Below are 19,248 nucleotides of genomic sequence, written 5' to 3'. Positions count from 1 at the left end.
AGGAGGAGAGCGCCATCATCGGAACGCTCCTCGCCAGCGGCTATCGCCGCCGCGAGATCGTGCTGCACTACCTTGCGCTTCCCGCCATTGTGGGCGTGCTCGCGTCGATTCTGGGCTGCGCGCTCGGCGTGACCTTCTTCACCGAGCCCATGCGCAGCCTGTACTACGGCTCCTACAGCCTTCCGCCCTTCCAGGTGTACTGGAGCTGGGAGATCTTCGTGAAGTGCGCCGTGGTTCCCGCCTCCGCGCTCATTCTCATCACCCTCGTGGGCCTGCTGCGCAAGATGGGAAAGACCCCGCTGCAGTTCCTTCGGCACGAGGCAAGCGGCAAGTCGGGCACCAAGCGCGGCCTTAAGCTGCCCGAGCGCATGGGCTTCGTCGCGCGCTTCCGCCTGCGCGTGTTCCTGCGCAACCTCGGCAACTTCGCCACGCTCTTCGTGGGCATCGCGTTCGCGTCGCTGCTTTTGCTCTTCGGCATGGCGATCCTCCCCACGATGACGCACTACGCGGACAACCTCGAGACGAGCCTCGTGGCCGAGCACCAGTACACGCTCAAGGCCCCGCTCGAGCTCGAAGGCACCGACGAGGAACGCGAGCAGTGGGCGGCGCTCGAGCGCCTGCAGTCCGTCGACGGCGCGCTTCTTTCCGCGGCCCAGGATGCCGAGGACGAGCTTGAGGACGCAGCCGACGCGGCGCAGGCTGCCGCCGACGCCCTCACGGCATCGCCGACCGCGGGCAACATGCAGGCAGCAACCGATGCGCTCGAGGAGGTCCAGACAAAGAAGGACGCCCTCTACGCGCGCCTCGACGAGCTCGCCGGCGCCCTCGGCTGCGATCGCGACGAGGCGATCGACCTCATCGACGACGCCTCCCAGATCGATGCCGACAACGACGACGTCCACCCCATAAACACGGTCGACAATGGCGCAGACACAATCGCCCAGGCCGAGAAGTACGCCGTCTACCAGCTGCAATACGACCGCGGCGAAGGAAACGGCACGGAGACCGTCGCCGTATACGGCGTATCGCCCGACTCGTGCTACTGGAAGGGGCTGGGCGTCGGGGACGGGCGCGTCGTCTTCGGCGGCGGGCTTCTTGACAAGTTCGGTTGGAAAGAGGGGCAGCAGGTCGAGCTCCACGACAAGTACGAGGACAAGGACTACCCCCTCGAGTACGCGGGCGAGGGCTGCACCTGGGGCTCGAAGTCCGACATGAACGTCTATCTGAGCATCGACGACTTCAACGAGCTCTTCGGCAACGACGCCGCCTATTTCAACGGATACGTGAGCGACGAAGCGCTCGACCTCGACTCGCGCTACTTCGCCGGCGACACCACGCCCGACGACATGCGCGCGGTGGGAGACCAGTTCATCGGCATGATGAGCAAAATGATCGGCATGATGGTCGGGCTCTCCGTCTTCATCTTCCTTTTGTTCATGTATCTGCTGACCAAGGCTGTGATCGACCGCAGCGCGCGCTCCATCAGCTACATGAAGGTCTTCGGCTACCGCGACGGCGAGATCTCCCACCTGTACATCCGCTCAATCACGCTGTGCGTGGCAGCGTCGCTCGTGCTGAGCCAGCCCGTGATTATCGGCTCGCTCACCGCGATCTTCCGCTCGATGCTGCTCGCCTACAACGGCAACATCGAGATCTACGTTCCGTGGTGGTCCATAGCGGAGTGCGTGGGCATCGGCTTCGCAACCTACCTCGTCGTGGCGCTCCTGCACACGCGCTCCATCAAGCGCGTGAGCCTCTCCGAGGCGCTCAAAGTCCAAGAATAGAAAGCATGCGGGGGTGCCTTCCCCAAAGGGGAGGCGCCCCTCTTCGTGATTAGGGGCGCCTCCCTCGCGAACGGCGTTTTCCGGCCCCGTGAACCCTACGCGCGACGAGGGCTGCTCGTCCCCTTCACGAGGGGGCGGATTCTAGGGGGGTCCTGCCAGAAATCGGATGGTTTTCATCATCTTGAGAAGGCATCGTGAAGGGGAAATGGAGGCATCCGCGAATTGAACTTCGCTGACCTGGCTTTATTCCTTCACACCGCCCGCCACACCCCACCGCAAGAAGCGGAAGGCGCCCCTTGGAAGCCTCCCGCTGATGAAAAGCTCTCGATTTCTGGCAGGTTGGGAGCGCTTATGCGGAACTACAACCGCCAGGAGGCCGCGGCTTTCTGAAGCTCGACCATGCGAGCGAACTCGCCGTCCGCCGCCTTAAGCTCGGCGGGCGCGCCCTGCTCGGCGACCACGCCGTCCTTGAGCACAACAATCTTGTCGGCATTCTCGACCGTGCGCATGCGATGCGCGATCACAATGACGGTCTTGCCCGCGAGCAGGCGGGAGAGAGCCTCCTGCACCACGGTCTCGTTCTCGACGTCCAGGCTCGCCGTCGCCTCGTCCAAAAGAACGATGGGCGCGCCTTTGAGAAGAGCTCGGGCGATGGAGATGCGCTGACGCTCGCCACCGGAGAGCTTGGAGCCGTTCTCGCCGATTATGGTGTCGTAGCCCCGCGGCATGCGGTTCACGAACTCATCGCAGTTTGCGGCACGCGCGGCGGCCAGGACCTCCTCGTCGGTGGCGCCGCGACGACCCAGGCGGATGTTGCCCATCACCGTGTCGTCGAAGAGCAGCACGTCCTGGAAGACGATCGCGTAATCGCGCAGCAGCACCTCGGGATCCACGCTCGCGACGTCAACACCGCCCACGGTCACCTTGCCGGAGGTAGCATCCCAGAAGCGTGCCGCCAGTCGACTCACTGTCGACTTGCCCGAGCCGGACGGGCCGACGAGCGCCGTGACCTCGCCCTCCTTCGCGGTGAAGCTCACGTCTGCCAGGACTCTCTCGCCAGCGCGGCCGTCGTCGCCCGCGCCGTAGCCAAAGGCCACATGATCGAACACCACGTCATGGCCCGAAGGCTCGAACTTCTCGCTGCCCTGAGCCACGGGCTCCTCCATGATGGAGCGCATGCGCTTGGCCGACGACTCGGCGGCGAACAGCTCGGACACCAGCATCAACGCCTGGTCGAACGGCGCGTAGATGCGGCTCACCATGAGCAGGAACGCGAACATCACCATGAAGTCGACCTGGCCGGAGACGACCATCGCGGCGCCCGTGACAAGCGTGGTGGCGATTCCCAGGCGCAGGATGGCGAAGGCCGAGTTGACCAGGAGCCCGTTAGCTAGCTCACCCTTGGTCGTCTCCCGCTCCTCGTGGTCGATCACAGCTCCCAAACCCGCTAGATAATGCGCCTCCTGGTTGGTGGCGCGTATCTCGCGGACGCAATCAAGGGTCTCCTGGACGGCCTCGGTGACCTTGACCTTCTCGGCACGCACACGATCGAACACCGGCGTCATGGGGCCGCGCGTCAGGCACAGGACGGCAAACGCCACAGGCACACTCCAAAACGCCGCAATGGCCAGCTGCCAGCAGAAGAACAGCGACCCCGCGAACACGATGGCGCTCGCGATGACGGCCCCCCACAGCTCGCCCAGGACATGGCTGTAGGCGTGCTCCATTGCCTGAGCGTCGCCCATGATGGTCTCGGTGAGGTCGGCGAGGTCACGACGACCGAAGAACGAGAGGGGCAGCTTACGCAGACGCTCGGCGATCTCGATGCGCTGGTTGCCGCACTCCTCGTAGAAGATGCAATACGTATAGTAGTACTGCTGCCAATTCGAGGCGAAGAGCAACACCAGGAAGACCGCGAGACCGACCATGATGGGCAAAGCGGCGGGCAGGTCCGCGCCCGTCGCCAAATGGTCGACGAACCCCGCCATAGCCAGGAACAAAAAGCCCATGCCAGCCATGGTGACCAGGTTGGTGATCGTGGTCCAAAGAATGCCGCGCTTGACGCCGGCGATACCCTTATCGGACAGGAAGTACTTCTTTTTGAATGAGGCGAACATCTAGGCCTCGCCTCCCTTCGCGGCGACGACGTCCGCAGCGGCATCGGCAGCCGCGGCAGAAATCTTCCAGTTGGCAGCCTGCTCGTAGTCCGCCCACATCTTTGCATAGAGGCCGCCCTTGGCAAGAAGCGCCTCGTGCGTGCCGCTTTCGGCAACGCGCCCCTGGTTAAGGACCACGACCTTATCCGCGCCCACGACGGTCGAGAGCCTGTGGGCGATCATGATGACCGTGCGCCCCTCGGCCAGCCGCGTGAAGGCGCGCTGGATGAGGGCCTCGTTCTCGGGGTCGGCGAACGCCGTCGCCTCGTCGAGCACGACGATGGGCGCGTCCTTGAGGATCGCGCGGGCAAGCGCCACGCGCTGGACCTCTCCGCCGGAAAGATACGTCCCGCCTGCCCCGAGCATAGTGTCGATTCCCTGCGGCAGCTTCGCCACGATGTCGTCGCACTGGGCGGCGGAAAGCGCCTCACGCACTTCTTCGTCCGTGGCGTCGGGCCGCGCGGCGCGCACGTTGTCGGCGAGCGTTTGGCGGAAGAGCTTGTTCGTCTGGAACACGAAGGCCACGTGGCCCATGAGCTCATGCGGGTCGATGTCGCGCACGTCGACGCCTCCCACGAGCACGCTGCCCGAGGTCGCGTCCCAGAAGCGCGGGATGAGCGAGGCGCACGTGGACTTGCCGCCGCCCGAGGGGCCGACGAGCGCAAGCGTGCTTCCGGCGGGAACGTCGAAGCTCACATGGTCGACGGCCGGCGTCTCAGCGCCCTCGTAGGTGAAGCTCACGTCGTCGAAACGCACGCTGTTTCCCGTCGGGCGCTTGGGCGCAGGCGAGACAGCGAGGGGTTCGGCCTCCATAATGCCTCTGATGCGGGCCAACGAGTCGGCGCTCATCTGCGAGGCCTCGCCCACGAACATGAGCTTGGTCATCGCGGTGGGCACCACAGCCGAGAAGATCGAGTAGAACGCGAAGTTGGCAACGAACCGGGCAAAATCCGCCTCCCCGGGGGCAAGCAGCAGCGCCACGGGCAAGAAGAACGCCACAAGACCGTTCAGGGCCGTGAGGTTTGCGACCTGAGGCGCGCGACAGAACGTGCCGGCGTAGTCCTGCGCCATGCGCGCATAGTCGGCGATGGCGTCGTGGAAGGCCTTGAACGAATGGACCGTCTGCTGGAACACCTTGACCACGGGGATGCCGCGCACGTACTCGGTGCCGCTCTTGTTCATGCGCACGAGCGCGCCCATATAGGCCTTCATGAACTCGCCGCCCTTGCCGCTCATCATGGTCGCCATCGCCGCAAACGAAATGACGACCGAGATGAGGCAGGCCGCGCCCAGGCGCCAATCGAAGGCAAAGAGCAGCACGAGCAGGCCCGCGACCATGGCCACGGCACCCGAAATGTCGGGCAGCATGTGCGCGAGCAGCGTCTCGGTCGAGGCGGCGCATCCGTCAACGATGCGGCGCAGCTCACCGGTAGCGTGCGCGTCGAAGTAGCCGAGCGGCAGCTTGAGCAGGTGCTCGCTTGTGGTCTTGCGGATGTTGGACGCGCAGCGGAACGCCGCCAGGTGCGTGCACATAAGGCCCGTGAAGTAGACCACGATGCTCGCCAGGGCAAAGCCCACGGCCCACCAGCCGTACGCCGCGATGTTTGCAGCCTCGCTCCAGTTGGGTGCCACAGCAATGAGGTCGCGCGCCACGAACCAGATGCACACGTAGGGGCCGAAGCTCAAGAGCTGCGACACCGCCGACAACCCCATCCCCAGGTACGTGAGGAGCTTGCGATCGCCAGCGTACGCAAGCAGCTCGCCGATGCCCCCACCTTCCTTTTTCTTCTCCTTTGCCATGAGATTCCTTTCTAATGGCTTGATAGTTAACCTAAATAAACTTATCATTCAGATGTTAGCCTCGGTTCATCATGAGGACAGAGTCGGACGATTTCGTAAAGGAAAGGGACACTTTCGCAAATGCCGCGGTCGACCACCGACATAACCGAGCTCTACGCGCCACAGTTCGAGCAGTTCGGGCTCGAGCTGAAAAGCAGGGGCGCCGTTTTCACCGGCGAAGTTGCGAACGCCCGAGCGCACGGACGAGCGTGGATCATGCCTCTTTCCCCCACCTGTCTTGTGATGGAGCACTTCATCACCCCCACACGTGATATGCACCTCATGGAATACACCCCCGAGCCCTATGCGTGTGTAAGCGAAATCAGCGGGCCCACGCTCGCATGCATGCCCGACGCCGGCATCACGCCCGCGAACCTCAAACCGATGCATGGCCCATGGCCGAACAGCGTGATGTGTAGCTTTATTCAGGACAATTGCGGCGAAGAGCTGAGCCCGCTCTTTGCGGGACAGCTCTACCACTCGCGCTCCGTGCTCTTCCTGCCTGGGTTTTTCAAGGAGTTGGAGAGTCGCTATCCCGCCGAGTTCGCGGGGCTCTTCGAGGCGTTCGCCGAGCCCTGGCACGAGGAGGCAACGTCCGCCATCTGCCATGCGCTGCAGCGAGTCAGCGAAGAGCGCGCCCGCGCGGTGGGCGGACATGTGTACATGCAGGGCATCGTAGAGACGATGGTCGCCGAACTAGCCTGCTCACACGCGGCCCGCGAACAGGCTCGACAGGCAGCCGGCACACGAGCAAGTACCGATCTTGCCGAAGAGGCGGCCGCAACCGTAGAGCGCGCTCTTGACGCAGGCAGGCGTATGAGCGTCGACGAGCTTGCCGATCGCCTGTACACGAGTCGATCCAGGCTCTGCGCCACCTTCAAAGCCGAAACGGGCGAATCAGTAGGAGCCTATGTACGCAGGCGACGCACTGAGCGAGCATGCGATCTGCTCACCGACAGCTCGCTTCCCGTGGGGCAAATCGCCGAACGCCTTGGCTACCCGCAACAAGCCGCCTTCGCCCAAGCCTTCAAACAGCAGACGGGGCTCTCGCCCACAGCCTGGCGAGCCGCGCAATCCTTAGGCTCTAGCGGTCACTTCACCCTCGAACAATCTATCGCAGGCTAAAGCCCGCGCCCCGCAAGCAGGCCTGCGGCACCAACGTTCGGAACACTGCCGCATCCGACACGAGAAGCCAATTCCCCCGATTCCATGTCAGCAGGCATCCCGTCGCGGGCGCGACCCCGACTGTACGATGCCCAGCTTGCTCCTTTGAGAATCCATCCAAACGCCATGCAGTTTTTCTTGCACGCCTCTTGACAGCACCATCGGCATTCCTATACTTATGAACAGTTGCTCATATGTTTACATGAATGAGCGAGCAAACGTTGCGAAAGGAACCACCATGACGGAAAGCCCTAGCCATATCGTGCAAGAGGCAGAGTCTATCGTGAACGCTACAGGCACGCCGAACGCGAGCTCCACAGAAGCAACCCGCGCAAGCGCGCCCTCGCCCGTCGAGGAAAACTGCCCCTGCGACTGCAATCGCGAGGAGACGTCCTGCCTGTTCGATGAAATGCCCGACGAGGAGCTCCTCTACGACCTGGCCGACCTCTTCAAGGTGTTCGCCGACACCACGCGCATCAAAATCCTCTATGCGCTCATGGGCCACAATCGCTGCGTCGCGGACATCGCCGAGATCGTCGGCGCCACGCAAAGCGCCGTCTCGCACCAGCTGCGCACCCTGAAGCAGGCGCGCCTCGTGAAGTTCCAGCGCGACGGCAAAAACGTCATCTACTCACTTTCCGACAACCACGTCTACACCATGCTCGCGCAGGGCATGACGCACATCTGCGAATAATAAGGAACCGACCGAATACCGGCTCACATAGACCCACCCCGAAGAAAGGACTCCCCCATGCGTAAGTCATTCAAGCTCGAAGATCTCGATTGCGCAAACTGCGCCGCCAAGATGCAGGACGCCATCAGCAAGATGCCCGGCGTCGAGAAGTGCACCGTCAACTTCATGATGCAGAAGATGACACTCATCGCCGACGACGCCCGCTTCGACGAAATTCTCGACGAAGCTCAGAAAGCCATCCACAAGTTCGAGCCCGACTGCAACATCGTCCGCTAATCCGACAGGCAAACAACAGCCCTACTTCCATTAAAGTAGTTTTCTGCCAAGGAGGCGAGGTGGTTTTTGGCGCCTCTTGAAAGCCATATAATGCGCGCGAAGCGCGCCGTATAAAGCATGAAAGAGCGCAGCGCATGAGGCGAAACGCGAAGCGTTTCACTGAACAGCGAAGCGGGAAGCCAAAAACCGCCTCGCCTCCTCGGCAGAAAACGGACAGGCCCATCACCCATGAACAAAAAGCAGATCAAGTGGCGCAACCGCATCATCGTCGCGCTCGTCATCTTCTTCATCGTCTTCGCGGCAACCGAGTTTCTGCCGCTCGACGTGTGGCTCGGCAGCGAGACGAACGCCGTCTACCTCGAGTTCGCGCTCTTCCTCATCCCCTACCTCATCGCCGGTTACGACGTCGTCACCAAAGCCGTGAAAAACATCGGCCACGGCCAGATCTTCGACGAGAACCTCCTCATGACCATTGCGACCGTCGGCGCATTCGCCATGGTGTTTTTCCCTGAAACGGGCCCGCATATGGCCGAAGGCGCAGCAGTCATGCTGTTTTACCAGGTGGGCGAGCTCTTCCAAAGCTACGCCGTCGGCAAAAGCCGCAAATCCATCGCCGACATGATGGACATCGCGCCCGATTACGCGAACATCATACAAGAGGGCGAGCTTGTTGAAGTCGACCCCGACGAAGTGGAAGTCGGCGACGAGATCGTCGTGAAGGCGGGCGAGCGCATCCCCATCGACGGCGTCGTTGTGAAGGGGTCCTCCCAGCTCGACACCGCAGCGCTTACCGGCGAGGCCGTCCCGCGCGTCGTCGAGGAGGGCGCCGACGTTTTCTCCGGCTGCGTGAACCTGACCGGCGTGCTCACCATCCGCACGACCAAGCCCTTCGGGGAATCGACGGTCAGCCGCATCCTCGAGCTCGTCGAGAACGCCTCGGAGAAAAAGGCGCGCACCGAGAACTTCATCACGCGTTTCGCCCGCTACTACACGCCGGCCGTCGTGATCGTGGCGCTGCTGCTCGCGGTCATACCCCCGCTCCTTGGCGCGGGCGCCTGGTCGGACTGGATCCTGCGCGGGCTCACCTTCCTCGTCGTGAGCTGTCCCTGCGCACTTGTCATCTCCGTGCCGCTGTCGTTTTTCGGCGGCATCGGCGGCGCCTCGAAATGCGGCATACTTGTCAAGGGGTCTAACTATCTCGAGACCCTCGCCAAGGCCGAAACCGTCGTCTTCGACAAGACGGGCACGCTCACCAACGGCACCTTCAACGTTGTCGCCGTGCATGCGGAAGCCGGCGTCGACCCCGACCTCATCCTTTCTTTCGCGGCATACGCCGAGACGTACTCCGACCATCCCATCGCGCTGTCGGTGAAGGCCGCCTACACAGGCGAAATCGACCGCGCGCGCATCAAGGACGTCAAGGAGGAGAGCGGCCACGGGGTGCGCGCCCACGTCGACGAGCACATCGTCACCGTCGGCAACGAGAAGCTCATGATGGCCGACAACATCGCCTGGCACGAATGCGAGCTTACGGGGACGATTCTCCATGTCTCGCTCGACGGCGCCTACATCGGCCACATTGTGATCGCCGACGTCGTGAAGGACGACGCGGAAGAAGCCATCGCCGCGCTGAAGGCCGCTGGGGTAAAGCGCACCGTCATGCTCACCGGCGACCGCAAAGATGTCGCACGCGCCGTCGCCGAGAAGCTCGGGATCGATGAGTACCGCGCGTCGCTGCTTCCCCAGAACAAGGTCGAGGAAGTCGAACGGCTCATCGACGGAACATCGAGCAAGGGCACGCTTGCGTTCGTGGGCGACGGCATCAACGACGCACCGGTGCTCACGCGAGCCGACATCGGCATCGCCATGGGAGCGATGGGCTCGGACGCCGCCATCGAAGCCGCCGACATCGTACTTATGGACGACAAGCCCTCCAACATCGCGCGCGCCATTCGCATCGCTCGCAAAACGATGGGCATCGCCTGGCAAAACATCTTCTTCGCACTGGGAGTGAAGTTCATCGTGCTCATCTTGGCCGCGCTCGGCATCGCCAATATGTGGCTCGCCGTGTTCGCCGACGTGGGCGTTGCGATTATCGCCATTTTGAACGCGATGCGCTGCATGAGCGTGAAGAATCTCTAGGAACCGAAACCGTCAAGCAGCACAATCGGGCGCGGGACAAACTCCCCGGGAGCAATCCTGCGCCCGCAAGTTATCCCTTAAGCCTTGGCGCTTTCCACCTCGAAGGGCATCGGGTCGTCTTGGCCCCTCCAACGTGCAACGTCGAATTGGCAGGTCCAATGGCCGACCGCGCGCACGACAAGGGCGCAGCCGAGCACACCGAGGAACGCCGCGAGTAGTGCAACCACCAAAGCCACCAGCACCAAGACCATCGCCGCGACGACGATGATTGCGAAGGAACCGTCATGCGGATAGACCCCCATGCCCGCAAACAGCGACGCACAAAGAATGCATACGAAGACCACTGCGGAAATGACGAGTGCGAGAATCAAGCCTAAGACGAACGACACGATGATGAACATGCCAAGTATCCGAAGGATTCCCCTCCAATCATGACGCAGCATCGCCCAGATTCTCGGAACCTGGAAACCCGCAGATAGACGCCCGTAAATCGACATCCTCATCGTGCCAACCCACTTGAACAGCGTAAGAATGAACGAAACCGCAAACGTCACGGCAAATGAGAACAACGACAAAAGCCCCGATACCGCGCCGAGGGGTGCGACCGTCTGGTAGATCGAGTGCACGTCGCCCCAAACGAATGCCGAGCCCGCAAAGCTTCCTGAAGAGATCAAGCCGCCCGCGCTCTGAAGCAGGTTCATCACCACGGTGCACACGATCGCAATCACCGCCGCGAAGAAGCCCCTCGAATAGAGAAGTCCATCGGAATTCTCGAAAATCCTCTCGGGAAGCGGCGCATGCACGCCCCACGCCATGTCACGCGCCCATCCCCATAGATAGCCCGCAATCACGATCCAGCCGAAAACAGGGATGAAGCAGAGAAGCGCCAGTAGAAGGATGCGCGTCACCCAATGGGGCGATTGGGTGATATCGCTCCATGCCGTCTTGAAATATCCTTGCTTCATCGGATGCTCCTTCCTTCAGTCCGTCCTACTATAGGACATCGGCAGGACAAACCTGCGCCCCCGTTACCAGGGCGTAACCGAAAGAAATCGCAACGCCGAAAACGCCCGCACGCAGGAGCTACGTCAGAAACTTCTTCGTCAGGCCGGCGCGCGTCTGCGTATCGGTCTTCTTGTAAATGGAAGTTAGATGCTTTTGGAGCATTCGAAGCGAGATATCCATCTCGGACGCGATTTCCTTCAGCGGCCGCTCGTCGGCGGTAACAAGGGCAAACACCTCTGCCTCGCGTGGCGTCAAGCCGTATTCTTCCACGAAAGCCACTCTATTTGCCTCGGCCCGCCCGCCCTCATCGGGGGCAGCGTCCAACAGGAAAGCACCCGACGCGAAGAACGCAACGATGGTCGCGACGAACAGGACCATGCAGACCGCGATCATAAGGAGGATATCCCCCGCCTGGATAAGAGCAAGGGAAGGCCCCACGATGACGAAAGCGCAGATGTTGTTGATCGCGCGGCCCATTCCCGCCCATAAGGCGGGCCTTCGCGTTCGCGGCGCCATGACCATAAAGCTCGTCGTGAAGTACGTGACGAAGAAGCCAGAAGCAAGATAGAAAAGGACAAGTCCCCAAAACAGGCCGCCGTTCGTCTCGGCCGCCAGGATGGCGATGGTCGAAAGCATCAGAACACAGAACATGATGAAGTTCATGTAGCGACGTCGGCGAATGTCGAAAAGCGCGCCGGCCGCAATGGCGCTCACCGCCAGAAGAAGCCTCGGCCAGCTTCCCACGTCAAGATCCCCGCCGGCATCCGCAAGCGTGACGATGTTGTCAAGCGTGATGAACATGAGGGAAACCAGCGCCACGATCACCGAGAGCCAGAGGATGTCGCGAGGGGAAGCTGCCGGGTGAGACTCACCTTCGCATTCGCTTCCGCACTTGCGTCCCAGCTCAATCTTGCGCTCCCCTTCGCCCGGCTCGTTCAGCTTCGCCCCATCGACAATCCGGTCCGCACCGTCGCTCGCCTTCCCCGTCGCGGCCTCATCCGCAAGCCGCCCCCGAAGCCGAAGGGTTTTCCCAGCAGAGCATCGATGGCAAACCGCAATGAGAGCAGCCGCGCCGATGGCGAGAGCCAGCGACATCGCGAGGCGATCGACACAGGTCGCATTGACGATGAACTGGATGGCGATACCCGCCGCATAGGCGATTCCGACCAGCAGCGCAGCACGATCGTAGCCCGCGATCCTACGAGACACCATCCAGTGAACAGCTCCCCCGAGAAGTCCCAGCAAAAGGAAGCACGTCGCACCGACTGCTTGCATCGCGAGAACATCAGGCTCGGCGAACAAGACAGCGATACCCCCGAAGCCTACAACCGTGAACGCGATCGAGCACGCCAATCGCACCCTTCGACGCATGCGGGAAAAGGGCTCGAAGCTGCAAAAACCCACGGCACTTGCGCCCAGAATCATCCCCTGATTCAAAACAACATCGGCGGGCGACATAAAGCGAGCGAGCGTCGCGTCGAAAAAGTACTCGCCACCAAGAAAAACGAAACAGAACAGGGCAAGCGCCAACAACTCCCAAGCGTGTGTTTTGAGGGTGGCGGTCATGGGCTCCTGAGCTAGACGACAATTGAAAACTGCCCCCATTATACCAATGGCAAGTCGCTCGCCTAAGAAGGAGCATGCCCCTATCCCATGACTGGCTTTCATTAACCGCCCGCCGTATTCCTTAGTCCCCGAATTATCGAGACACTTAGCGGGATTGATCGACCTTCCCTTATATCGATTTTCGCAATTTCGAGTTACACCAGTTCAGAGCCTTGCATGCACACCTGGTTCGCATAGACGAACCTTCACGACAGGCGGCAGACAAGGCAAGCTCGATGATGGATGGGAAGGATCTTGCACGCGCACGTTTCAAGATAGGAGCGATCATGTTGAAAAAGAATGGCATCCACGCCCGACCCCTTGCGAAAATCGGCGCCTCAGCGCTCTCGCTTCTGCTCGTCATGAGCATGTGCCCCGCCACGGGGTTCGCCAACGACGTCCGAGCGGAAAGGGGCAATCCGGCGGGCCAAACCCCGACCATCGAAAATCCCGCACCCGAATTCCCCGACGTGAACTATGCCGACTGGTACGGCGACGCGGTGACCTTCGTCGCGAGCAAGGGCCTCATCACCGGCTACACCGACGGCCCCAAAACGGGACTTTTCGGCGTAGGCGACACGCTCACCCGCGCGCAGCTGGCTACGATCCTGTGGCGCAACGCTTGCCCCGACGAGTACGCCGCGTACGACGCCACGACAGCCGTCGACACGACGGGAATCTCGGGTTCGGCCGACGGCATGTACTACACCGCAGCCGCCAACTGGGCTGTCAGGGAAGGCATCATCACCGGCTTTGCGCAGCCAGATGGCACGTTCGACTTCGCTGCCGACAAACCCGTCTCCTTCGAGCAGATGATGACCATCATCGCGCGCACCTATGCCTCCATAAACGACCCCGCGGCAGAAGGAGACCTGTCCGCCTTCGTCGACGGCGCCGAAGCGAGCGAGTGGTCATATCGAGCCCTCGCATGGGCCCATGGAAGAGGCCTCGTCTCAGGTTACAACGAGCCCGACGGCAAGTACCTGCGCCCCGGCGAAGACGTCAAGCGCGAACGCGCGGCAATGGTGCTCATGCGCGCCTTCCAGCTTGGCATCATGGAGTAAGATCGACCTTCAGGGGAATCACCCCCATCGAAGGCGGGCGCTCGGGTTCGAGCGAGGTGCTCTCGCGTCGTAAACCTCCCCCGACATCGTCGTAGGCCTCGCCCCGAGGTCGCGCATTCCCCCTTCTCCTCGCATAAAAAAGACCCTCCCGAAGGAGGGTCTCTCTAACTGCGAATCTAAAAGAGTCGAGTTACTTGAGGGTGACAGCCGCGCCAGCCTCTTCGAGCTTAGCCTTGATTTCCTCAGCCTTGTCCTTGGCAACGCCTTCCTGGATAGCCTTAGGAGCGTTCTCAACAACTTCCTTAGCTTCCTTCAGGCCGAGACCGGTGATCTCGCGGACAACCTTGATGACAGCGATCTTGTTGTCGCCGAAGCCCTCGAGGACGACGTCGAAGTCGGTCTTCTCCTCAGCAGCAGCAGCGCCAGCAGCCGGAGCAGCAGCAACGGCAACAGGAGCAGCAGCGGACACGCCAAAGGTCTCCTCGATGTCCTTCACGAGCTCGGAAGCCTCGAGCAGGGACATCTCCTTCAGAGCCTCAATGATCTCTTCGCGAGTAACAGCCATGTTAGTTTCCTTTCAAAGGGGTCGGAATCGTTCCGACCGAATGTTTTTCGTTACGCGGCATCTCTCAGGCCGCATGAGCTGATGCTAGGCAGCTTCCTTCTGGTCGGCCACAGCCTTGGTGACCTGAGCCAGACCGCGCGGCACGCCAGCGATGGCGGTCGCAAGACCCTGAGCCACACCGTTGATAGCAGCAGCGATGTGAGCGTAGAGCTCTTCGCGGGAAGGCAGAGAAGCGATAGCTTCCACCTCGGCAGCAGAAACGGCAGCGCCGTCCATGATGCCACCCTTGATCTCGAGAACGTCGTTGCTCTTGGCGAACTCCTTGACAGCCTTAGCGGCAGCAGCAACATCGTCACCGCAGAACACGAACGCGCTCGGACCTTGAAGGATGTCGTCGAGCGTCGGCAGCTCAGCGTCGGCCAGAGCGATGTGCATGAGGGTGTTCTTGTAAACCTTCATGACAGCGCCAGCCTCGCGGACGCTGCGGCGAAGCTCCTGGATCTGCTTCACCGTCAGGCCGCAGTAATCCACGACCCACACTGCGGAAGTAGCATCGAGGTCCGCCTTGACGTTGGCGAGCATCTCTTGATTCTTTGCGTTGGGCATTCGTACACCTCCTTTTCCTCAAACTCGAGTTCCGCCCCTTGGGGTGGAGCCGCGTTCGAAGAAACGAAAACGACCCCCACCGTCACAGGACAGCAGGGGTCGTCAAAGCTCAACGCTTAGTTAACCACCTCGGCGGGCCGCACTTGCATGCGATTAAACCTTTCGGTACCTGCTGTCTTGGGCAGCGGAACAATTCCATCTAACACTGCTTCTTAAAGCAGCCCTTATATAATACGCGTCTAAGCAGCTATGTCAACACTTTTCTGTTCAGGACCCGCCGCCTTCACACTGTCGATAGATTGCGCGGGGAAAGCCGTCGTGCCAGCATCGACATAGGTGAAGGAAATCTCATCGCCTGCCGAGTAGGCGACGATTTCAAGCATACCGGGCAGGGGGAAGTCGTAGATCGAGGCGTCCCCTTGCAGCGTCACATAATAGTGGGAATTCCCTTCGATAACCGCCTGCGCTATCGTTGCGATGATGCCCTTGGCCTGCTTCACGTCCGTCGGCGTAGAGTCTCCCGTGTCAACCCCATTCGTCGCAAGAAGGGCCTCGTAGGACTTCTGACATTCCGCCACGGTATCGCCGACCGCCACATTCTGATAGCGCTGGATATCGATCATGGCGAACTTCTTCACGAGCCCCGCGCTATCCTTCAGTGCCATGAAGTACGTCGGCTGATTCGCCACGTTGATGAGCAGCGGGAACGTCGCCGTGTAGCGCAAGTTCTGTACCTGGCCCTCGGCGGACTGCATTGCCGATTCCTCCGTAGCACCCGCGACCGAGTAGAAATGCGACTCGGCCGTACGCTGGTTCACCAGCACGAATCCAACGATGGAGTTGTCAGCCGTCGCTGAGGTAACGCCGGTGTAGACCCACACGTCGTCGTCTTTCGCGATGTAGTTGTAGCCAACGTTTCCGTCGGTGCCAGGCGTGGTCTGCACGACGTTCTTCTGGCCAAGCCAGCTATTGAGCCAGCCGTCCTTATAAGCGCCCGACCAGTTGTACTGCTCGATCAGAAGCTCTGCAGGGTACGCGCGGTCAACCCATTCAGGCACCTCATCGATCGAAATATCGGTGCACTCACCCGTCGTTGCGTTCACCATCACAACGCGATCGATCGTCGTACCGCCAAACAGGCCGATCGTGCGCTTCTGCACCGGGCAGATCCACCACGGGTGGCCATCCTCGTCGATCTCGAAGGACTTCTCGTCGAACATGTAGAAGGGGTACTTCAACTGCACGTAACGATCGATATTGCGCGCAAGCGGTTCGGACTGGGAATAGAAGATGGCGTTATCGCCGAGTGTCACGATTTGCGCGTCCTGCGTCGTCATGTCAACGAGCGCATACGCCGGGATACCCGAGCCGCGGTTAGTGAACCACTTGAACAGGTCGGCATACCCAAGCGGGCTCACGCGAACCGGCGTGCCCTGATAGTTGATCTGACTGTAGAGCGAGGAAATCTCGAACTGGCTGACATACTCGGGAATCGAGCCCATCTCGCGATTGCCGAGAAGGATCGCGGAGTCGCGGTCGATCACGGGGATCTCGGAATAGTTCACTTCCTGGATGTCGGAAGCGAAGTCATGGTCGACGGTATTGAGCACCGTCGCGTACTTCGCGGCATTGCCCGGGAAAAGGGAAAGCGACATCAAAGCACCGATGATGCCCAAGGCAGCAACAGCGACGGGAATGAAGGAAAGCACCTTGAACGTCTTCGCCTTCCCCTCGTTGCGCTCGCCGCTCTTACCCTCCCCATCCTTGTAGTTGGCCGATCGCACTCGGAAGAACAAAAACGTCGGCAGCAAAATGAAGATGGCGATAAAGAACCACGTGTCAACGCTGTGGATGTTGATGGGCGGATGGAACCACCAATAGGCAGCGAGAACAACAAGGATGAGCACGATAATCGCAACGATAATCGCCTTCTTGCTCCATGACTTCATGTTCTCGACGATGTGCGGCATCTCAACATGCGGCGGCTTTGCCCCGCCCGAGCCGCGAGAAGACCCCGTATCGGCCGCCCCATTTGAGTCGCCCGCATCAGAGCCGCCGCCAAAAGGCGAGCCGAACGAATCGGTGTTCATGCCGGATTGCTTAAGCGCCTCGAGCAAAGCGTCAAGTCCCGATGATTGCTTCAAACGAATCCCTCCTTGATAAGGTAATTTTCCCCACTATACACGAAAACGTCCAGTCCCCACCCGAGACCAGACGTTTCCGTTACCGTCCTATTACCAACGATGAACCGCAAGCGCAGATTGCTATTTCGAAAGCACCTCAACAAGAGCATCGGTGAAATCGGAGCAGCTCGACGCAGGCTTATCGGAAGCCGTCAGCTTGCGAATATCACCCGTCAGGCACTCGCCAGCCGCATAAACCTCCTTCACTGCAGCGCGAATACGAGCCGCAGCCTCAAGCTCGCCGAGGTGATCGAGCATCATCGCTGCCGACAAGATTTCCGCAGTCGGGTTCGCCTTGTTCTGCCCCGCAATATCGGGAGCAGAGCCGTGAACAGCCTCGAAGACCGCATATTCCTTCCCGATATTCGCACCTGGAGCAATGCCCAGTCCGCCGACAAGACCCGCCGCAAGATCGCTTGCGATGTCACCATAAAGGTTCGGGAAAACCACGACATCGAACTGAGACGGATCGGTAACCATGTTCATGCAGAAGGCGTCAATGATGCGATCGTCGAATTCGACGCGATCCTCGTATTCTTTGGCGACCTCGCGCGCAACGCGCAGGAACAAACCGTCGGAGTACTTCATGATGTTCGCCTTATGAGCAGCAGTAACCTTCTTACGGCCATGCTTCAGCGCATACTCGAAAGCATAGCGAACGATATCTTGCGATGCTGTGATTGAAATAGGCTTAACGGAGATGCCGGAATCAGGGCGAATAGTGCCCGCGCCCTCCTGCTCGCAAAGGTCGATTAGCTTGCGGGCGCCTTCGGAACCTTCCTCAAATTCAACACCAGCGTACAGGTCTTCGGAATTTTCACGGACAATGACCAGGTCAACGTCATCGTAGCGACCGCCAGCACCGGGAAGGGAGACAACAGGACGAAGGCAAACGTAGAGTCCCAAGGTCTTTCGAAGGGCAACGTTCACGCTGCGAAAACCGGTACCAACGGGCGTCGTGATAGGACCTTTGATGGCAACCTTGTTCCGCTTAACCGCCTCGATGGTCGAATCAGGAAGCGGCGTGCCTTCAGTCTCAAGGCAATGGGCGCCAGCTTCAGCAATTTCCCAGTCGATTTCGGCACCAGAAGCCTCAACGACACGCTGCATAGCAGCCGAAGTTTCAACGCCGATTCCATCACCCGGAATCAAAGTTACCGTATGACGAGCCATAGTTCCTCCTCAAATTCATCGCAAACGCGACGCAGACGAATACGAAACAAGGATAAGCATAGAAGGGGGCGTCGATTGTTACATTGCAGTCGACGGCGCAAATAGGCTAGGACAGGTTTTCAACGATGGTGGTCGCCTTACGCTTCAAAGCACCGCGGCCGTTTTTCGAGTCGAAAAGCATCCGCTCAGCAAGCTCGGATTTCACCGAATCGGAAAGATGACCCGTGGAGAACTCGACAAGCGAATTCAACATGTCCTGAAACTCAAGGTCACCATGCCAGCATTGAATTCCCTCATCGACAAGCGGCCAGACGCGTTCGGAGTTTTGCTCGGAAACAGCTCCGAACTTGCAAAGGAATCGCATTGCGGCAAGATGAAGCGGTCCGCTTTCCTCGTCAAAGAGCGCATTTTCCGCCCCGTCGATAGCATCAGAGCAAAGCGATGCATCCACATCGCAAAGACGAGTGAGCGCATCGAGGCACTCCCAACGAGTTTGAGCCTCGGGACGATTAAGAGCATCGATCAAAATCTGATTGAAAGGTGCTATTGCTGAAGCATCCGAGATGGAAACAGCTGACAGAACCTGAGCGGCCTGCTGACGAGATCGACGGGTACCACTCGAAAGCGCTTCGGCAATCTTTTTAAGCGTCTCATGGTCGGAAACGCAGGACTTGGCAAGGTTCAAAACAGTCTCATTGTACTCAGCCACTAAAAGTCAGTCCTCTCAAACATGCATCGATATATCGATTGTTAGTATACCTATATATTAACAAGCAAAATCAAATGAACGGACAAACAACATGGTGAGAGCTAGATTTGCAAAGATAGCAAGCGAATCAATTGCTTGCAATTCGCGCAAGTACAATCTGAATATCAATTCAGCTACAAGCAAGCTGCAAGAAATGCAGGGCCGAACAAGCGATGTCCTTACTGAGAAAGAGACGGCGTCTCCACCGTAAATGCCCGACAGCGGGCGGGAAGGGCGCGCGAGC

17 protein-coding genes and 1 other annotated feature are annotated in these 19,248 nt (G+C 60.1%); of the genes, 7 read left to right on the top strand and 10 right to left on the bottom strand.

From position 1 onward, the window contains the following. On the top strand, positions 1–1,784 hold a 1,784-nt coding region (locus tag Q0G85_RS08800), incomplete at its 5' end, for an ABC transporter permease (protein WP_297156898.1). Between the two features lie 359 nt (positions 1,785–2,143). Here the strand turns inward: Q0G85_RS08800 and Q0G85_RS08795 are convergent. Further along, the gene (locus tag Q0G85_RS08795; RefSeq protein ID WP_297156895.1) at positions 2,144–3,901 is read right to left on the bottom strand and encodes an ABC transporter ATP-binding protein; all 1,758 of its coding nucleotides are present in this window, start codon (positions 3,899–3,901) and stop codon (positions 2,144–2,146) included. Then, the gene (locus tag Q0G85_RS08790) at positions 3,902–5,740 is read right to left on the bottom strand and encodes an ABC transporter ATP-binding protein (protein ID WP_297156892.1); all 1,839 of its coding nucleotides are present in this window, start codon (positions 5,738–5,740) and stop codon (positions 3,902–3,904) included. 120 nt (positions 5,741–5,860) lie between these two features. Here Q0G85_RS08790 and Q0G85_RS08785 point away from each other — a divergent pair, with 120 nt between their 5' ends. The 4 genes from Q0G85_RS08785 (at position 5,861) to Q0G85_RS08770 (ending at position 10,055) form a co-directional block, all read left to right on the top strand. Then, positions 5,861–6,904 (top strand): AraC family transcriptional regulator, encoded by a 1,044-nt coding sequence (locus tag Q0G85_RS08785; RefSeq protein ID WP_297156889.1) that lies wholly within the window; start codon positions 5,861–5,863, stop codon positions 6,902–6,904. A 448-nt stretch (positions 6,905–7,352) separates the two neighbouring features. Next, positions 7,353–7,637 carry a helix-turn-helix transcriptional regulator gene (locus Q0G85_RS08780; protein ID WP_297156900.1) on the top strand — a complete coding sequence of 95 codons (285 nt, stop codon included), beginning with the start codon at positions 7,353–7,355 and terminating at the stop codon, positions 7,635–7,637. 57 nt (positions 7,638–7,694) lie between these two features. Next, positions 7,695–7,913, top strand: a complete 219-nt coding sequence (locus Q0G85_RS08775; RefSeq protein ID WP_297156886.1) for a cation transporter — start codon at positions 7,695–7,697, stop codon at positions 7,911–7,913. A 228-nt stretch (positions 7,914–8,141) separates the two neighbouring features. Continuing rightward, positions 8,142–10,055 carry a heavy metal translocating P-type ATPase gene (locus Q0G85_RS08770; RefSeq protein ID WP_297156883.1) on the top strand — a complete coding sequence of 638 codons (1,914 nt, stop codon included), beginning with the start codon at positions 8,142–8,144 and terminating at the stop codon, positions 10,053–10,055. 77 nt (positions 10,056–10,132) lie between these two features. Here the strand turns inward: Q0G85_RS08770 and Q0G85_RS08765 are convergent, their stop codons facing one another. Both Q0G85_RS08765 and Q0G85_RS08760 read right to left on the bottom strand, forming a co-directional pair. Further along, on the bottom strand, positions 10,133–11,020 hold the full coding sequence (locus Q0G85_RS08765; protein ID WP_297156881.1) for a DUF4013 domain-containing protein: 888 nt from the start codon (positions 11,018–11,020) through the stop codon (positions 10,133–10,135). 118 nt (positions 11,021–11,138) lie between these two features. Then, a complete protein-coding gene (locus tag Q0G85_RS08760; protein ID WP_297156879.1) occupies positions 11,139–12,272 on the bottom strand; it encodes a LuxR family transcriptional regulator in 1,134 nt (377 codons plus the stop codon). Positions 12,273–12,275: 3 nt separating this feature from the next. Here Q0G85_RS08760 and Q0G85_RS08755 point away from each other — a divergent pair, with 3 nt between their 5' ends. Next, the gene (locus Q0G85_RS08755; protein WP_297156877.1) at positions 12,276–12,641 is read left to right on the top strand and encodes a hypothetical protein; all 366 of its coding nucleotides are present in this window, start codon (positions 12,276–12,278) and stop codon (positions 12,639–12,641) included. Positions 12,642–12,952: 311 nt separating this feature from the next. Further along, positions 12,953–13,729: an S-layer homology domain-containing protein gene (locus Q0G85_RS08750; protein WP_297156874.1), complete on the top strand. Its 777-nt coding sequence runs from the start codon at positions 12,953–12,955 to the stop codon at positions 13,727–13,729. Between the two features lie 190 nt (positions 13,730–13,919). On the opposite strand, the gene rplL is transcribed toward Q0G85_RS08750, so the two are convergent. The 6 genes from rplL to Q0G85_RS08720 all read right to left on the bottom strand — a co-directional run. Beyond that, a complete protein-coding gene (rplL, locus tag Q0G85_RS08745) occupies positions 13,920–14,294 on the bottom strand; it encodes a 50S ribosomal protein L7/L12 (protein WP_297156871.1) in 375 nt (124 codons plus the stop codon). Positions 14,295–14,378: 84 nt separating this feature from the next. Then, positions 14,379–14,900: a 50S ribosomal protein L10 gene (rplJ, locus tag Q0G85_RS08740; protein WP_297156868.1), complete on the bottom strand. Its 522-nt coding sequence runs from the start codon at positions 14,898–14,900 to the stop codon at positions 14,379–14,381. Between the two features lie 55 nt (positions 14,901–14,955). Next, positions 14,956–15,100 (bottom strand) — a sequence feature (ribosomal protein L10 leader region). Positions 15,101–15,139: 39 nt separating this feature from the next. Beyond that, entirely contained in the window at positions 15,140–17,044 is a 1,905-nt protein-coding gene (locus tag Q0G85_RS08735; RefSeq protein WP_297156864.1) for a Tat pathway signal sequence, read from the bottom strand. 120 nt (positions 17,045–17,164) lie between these two features. Continuing rightward, positions 17,165–18,256, bottom strand: a complete 1,092-nt coding sequence (locus tag Q0G85_RS08730; protein WP_297156861.1) for an isocitrate/isopropylmalate dehydrogenase family protein — start codon at positions 18,254–18,256, stop codon at positions 17,165–17,167. 106 nt (positions 18,257–18,362) lie between these two features. After that, a complete protein-coding gene (locus tag Q0G85_RS08725) occupies positions 18,363–18,965 on the bottom strand; it encodes a hypothetical protein (RefSeq protein ID WP_297156859.1) in 603 nt (200 codons plus the stop codon). A 57-nt stretch (positions 18,966–19,022) separates the two neighbouring features. Next, positions 19,023–19,248: hypothetical protein (locus tag Q0G85_RS08720; protein WP_297156856.1), on the bottom strand; the 226-nt coding region annotated here is incomplete at its 5' end.

The organism is uncultured Ellagibacter sp. (assembly GCF_934617235.1).
In the GTDB taxonomy this organism is placed as follows: domain Bacteria; phylum Actinomycetota; class Coriobacteriia; order Coriobacteriales; family Eggerthellaceae; genus Ellagibacter.
This window is presented reverse-complemented; position numbering and strand designations above follow the sequence as displayed.

Excerpts from the sequence above, each read along its gene's own strand:
- Q0G85_RS08795 (WP_297156895.1), bottom strand. The coding sequence starts at position 3,901 with ATGTTCGCCTCATTCAAAAAGAAGTACTTCCTGTCCGATAAGGGTATC.
- Q0G85_RS08790 (WP_297156892.1), bottom strand. The coding sequence starts at position 5,740 with ATGGCAAAGGAGAAGAAAAAGGAAGGTGGGGGCATCGGCGAGCTGCTT.
- Q0G85_RS08785 (WP_297156889.1), top strand. The coding sequence starts at position 5,861 with ATGCCGCGGTCGACCACCGACATAACCGAGCTCTACGCGCCACAGTTC.
- Q0G85_RS08780 (WP_297156900.1), top strand. The coding sequence starts at position 7,353 with ATGCCCGACGAGGAGCTCCTCTACGACCTGGCCGACCTCTTCAAGGTG.
- Q0G85_RS08775 (WP_297156886.1), top strand. The coding sequence starts at position 7,695 with ATGCGTAAGTCATTCAAGCTCGAAGATCTCGATTGCGCAAACTGCGCC.
- Q0G85_RS08770 (WP_297156883.1), top strand. The coding sequence starts at position 8,142 with ATGAACAAAAAGCAGATCAAGTGGCGCAACCGCATCATCGTCGCGCTC.
- Q0G85_RS08765 (WP_297156881.1), bottom strand. The coding sequence starts at position 11,020 with ATGAAGCAAGGATATTTCAAGACGGCATGGAGCGATATCACCCAATCG.
- Q0G85_RS08760 (WP_297156879.1), bottom strand. The coding sequence starts at position 12,272 with ATGGTGTCTCGTAGGATCGCGGGCTACGATCGTGCTGCGCTGCTGGTC.
- Q0G85_RS08750 (WP_297156874.1), top strand. The coding sequence starts at position 12,953 with ATGTTGAAAAAGAATGGCATCCACGCCCGACCCCTTGCGAAAATCGGC.
- rplL (WP_297156871.1), bottom strand. The coding sequence starts at position 14,294 with ATGGCTGTTACTCGCGAAGAGATCATTGAGGCTCTGAAGGAGATGTCC.
- rplJ (WP_297156868.1), bottom strand. The coding sequence starts at position 14,900 with ATGCCCAACGCAAAGAATCAAGAGATGCTCGCCAACGTCAAGGCGGAC.
- Q0G85_RS08730 (WP_297156861.1), bottom strand. The coding sequence starts at position 18,256 with ATGGCTCGTCATACGGTAACTTTGATTCCGGGTGATGGAATCGGCGTT.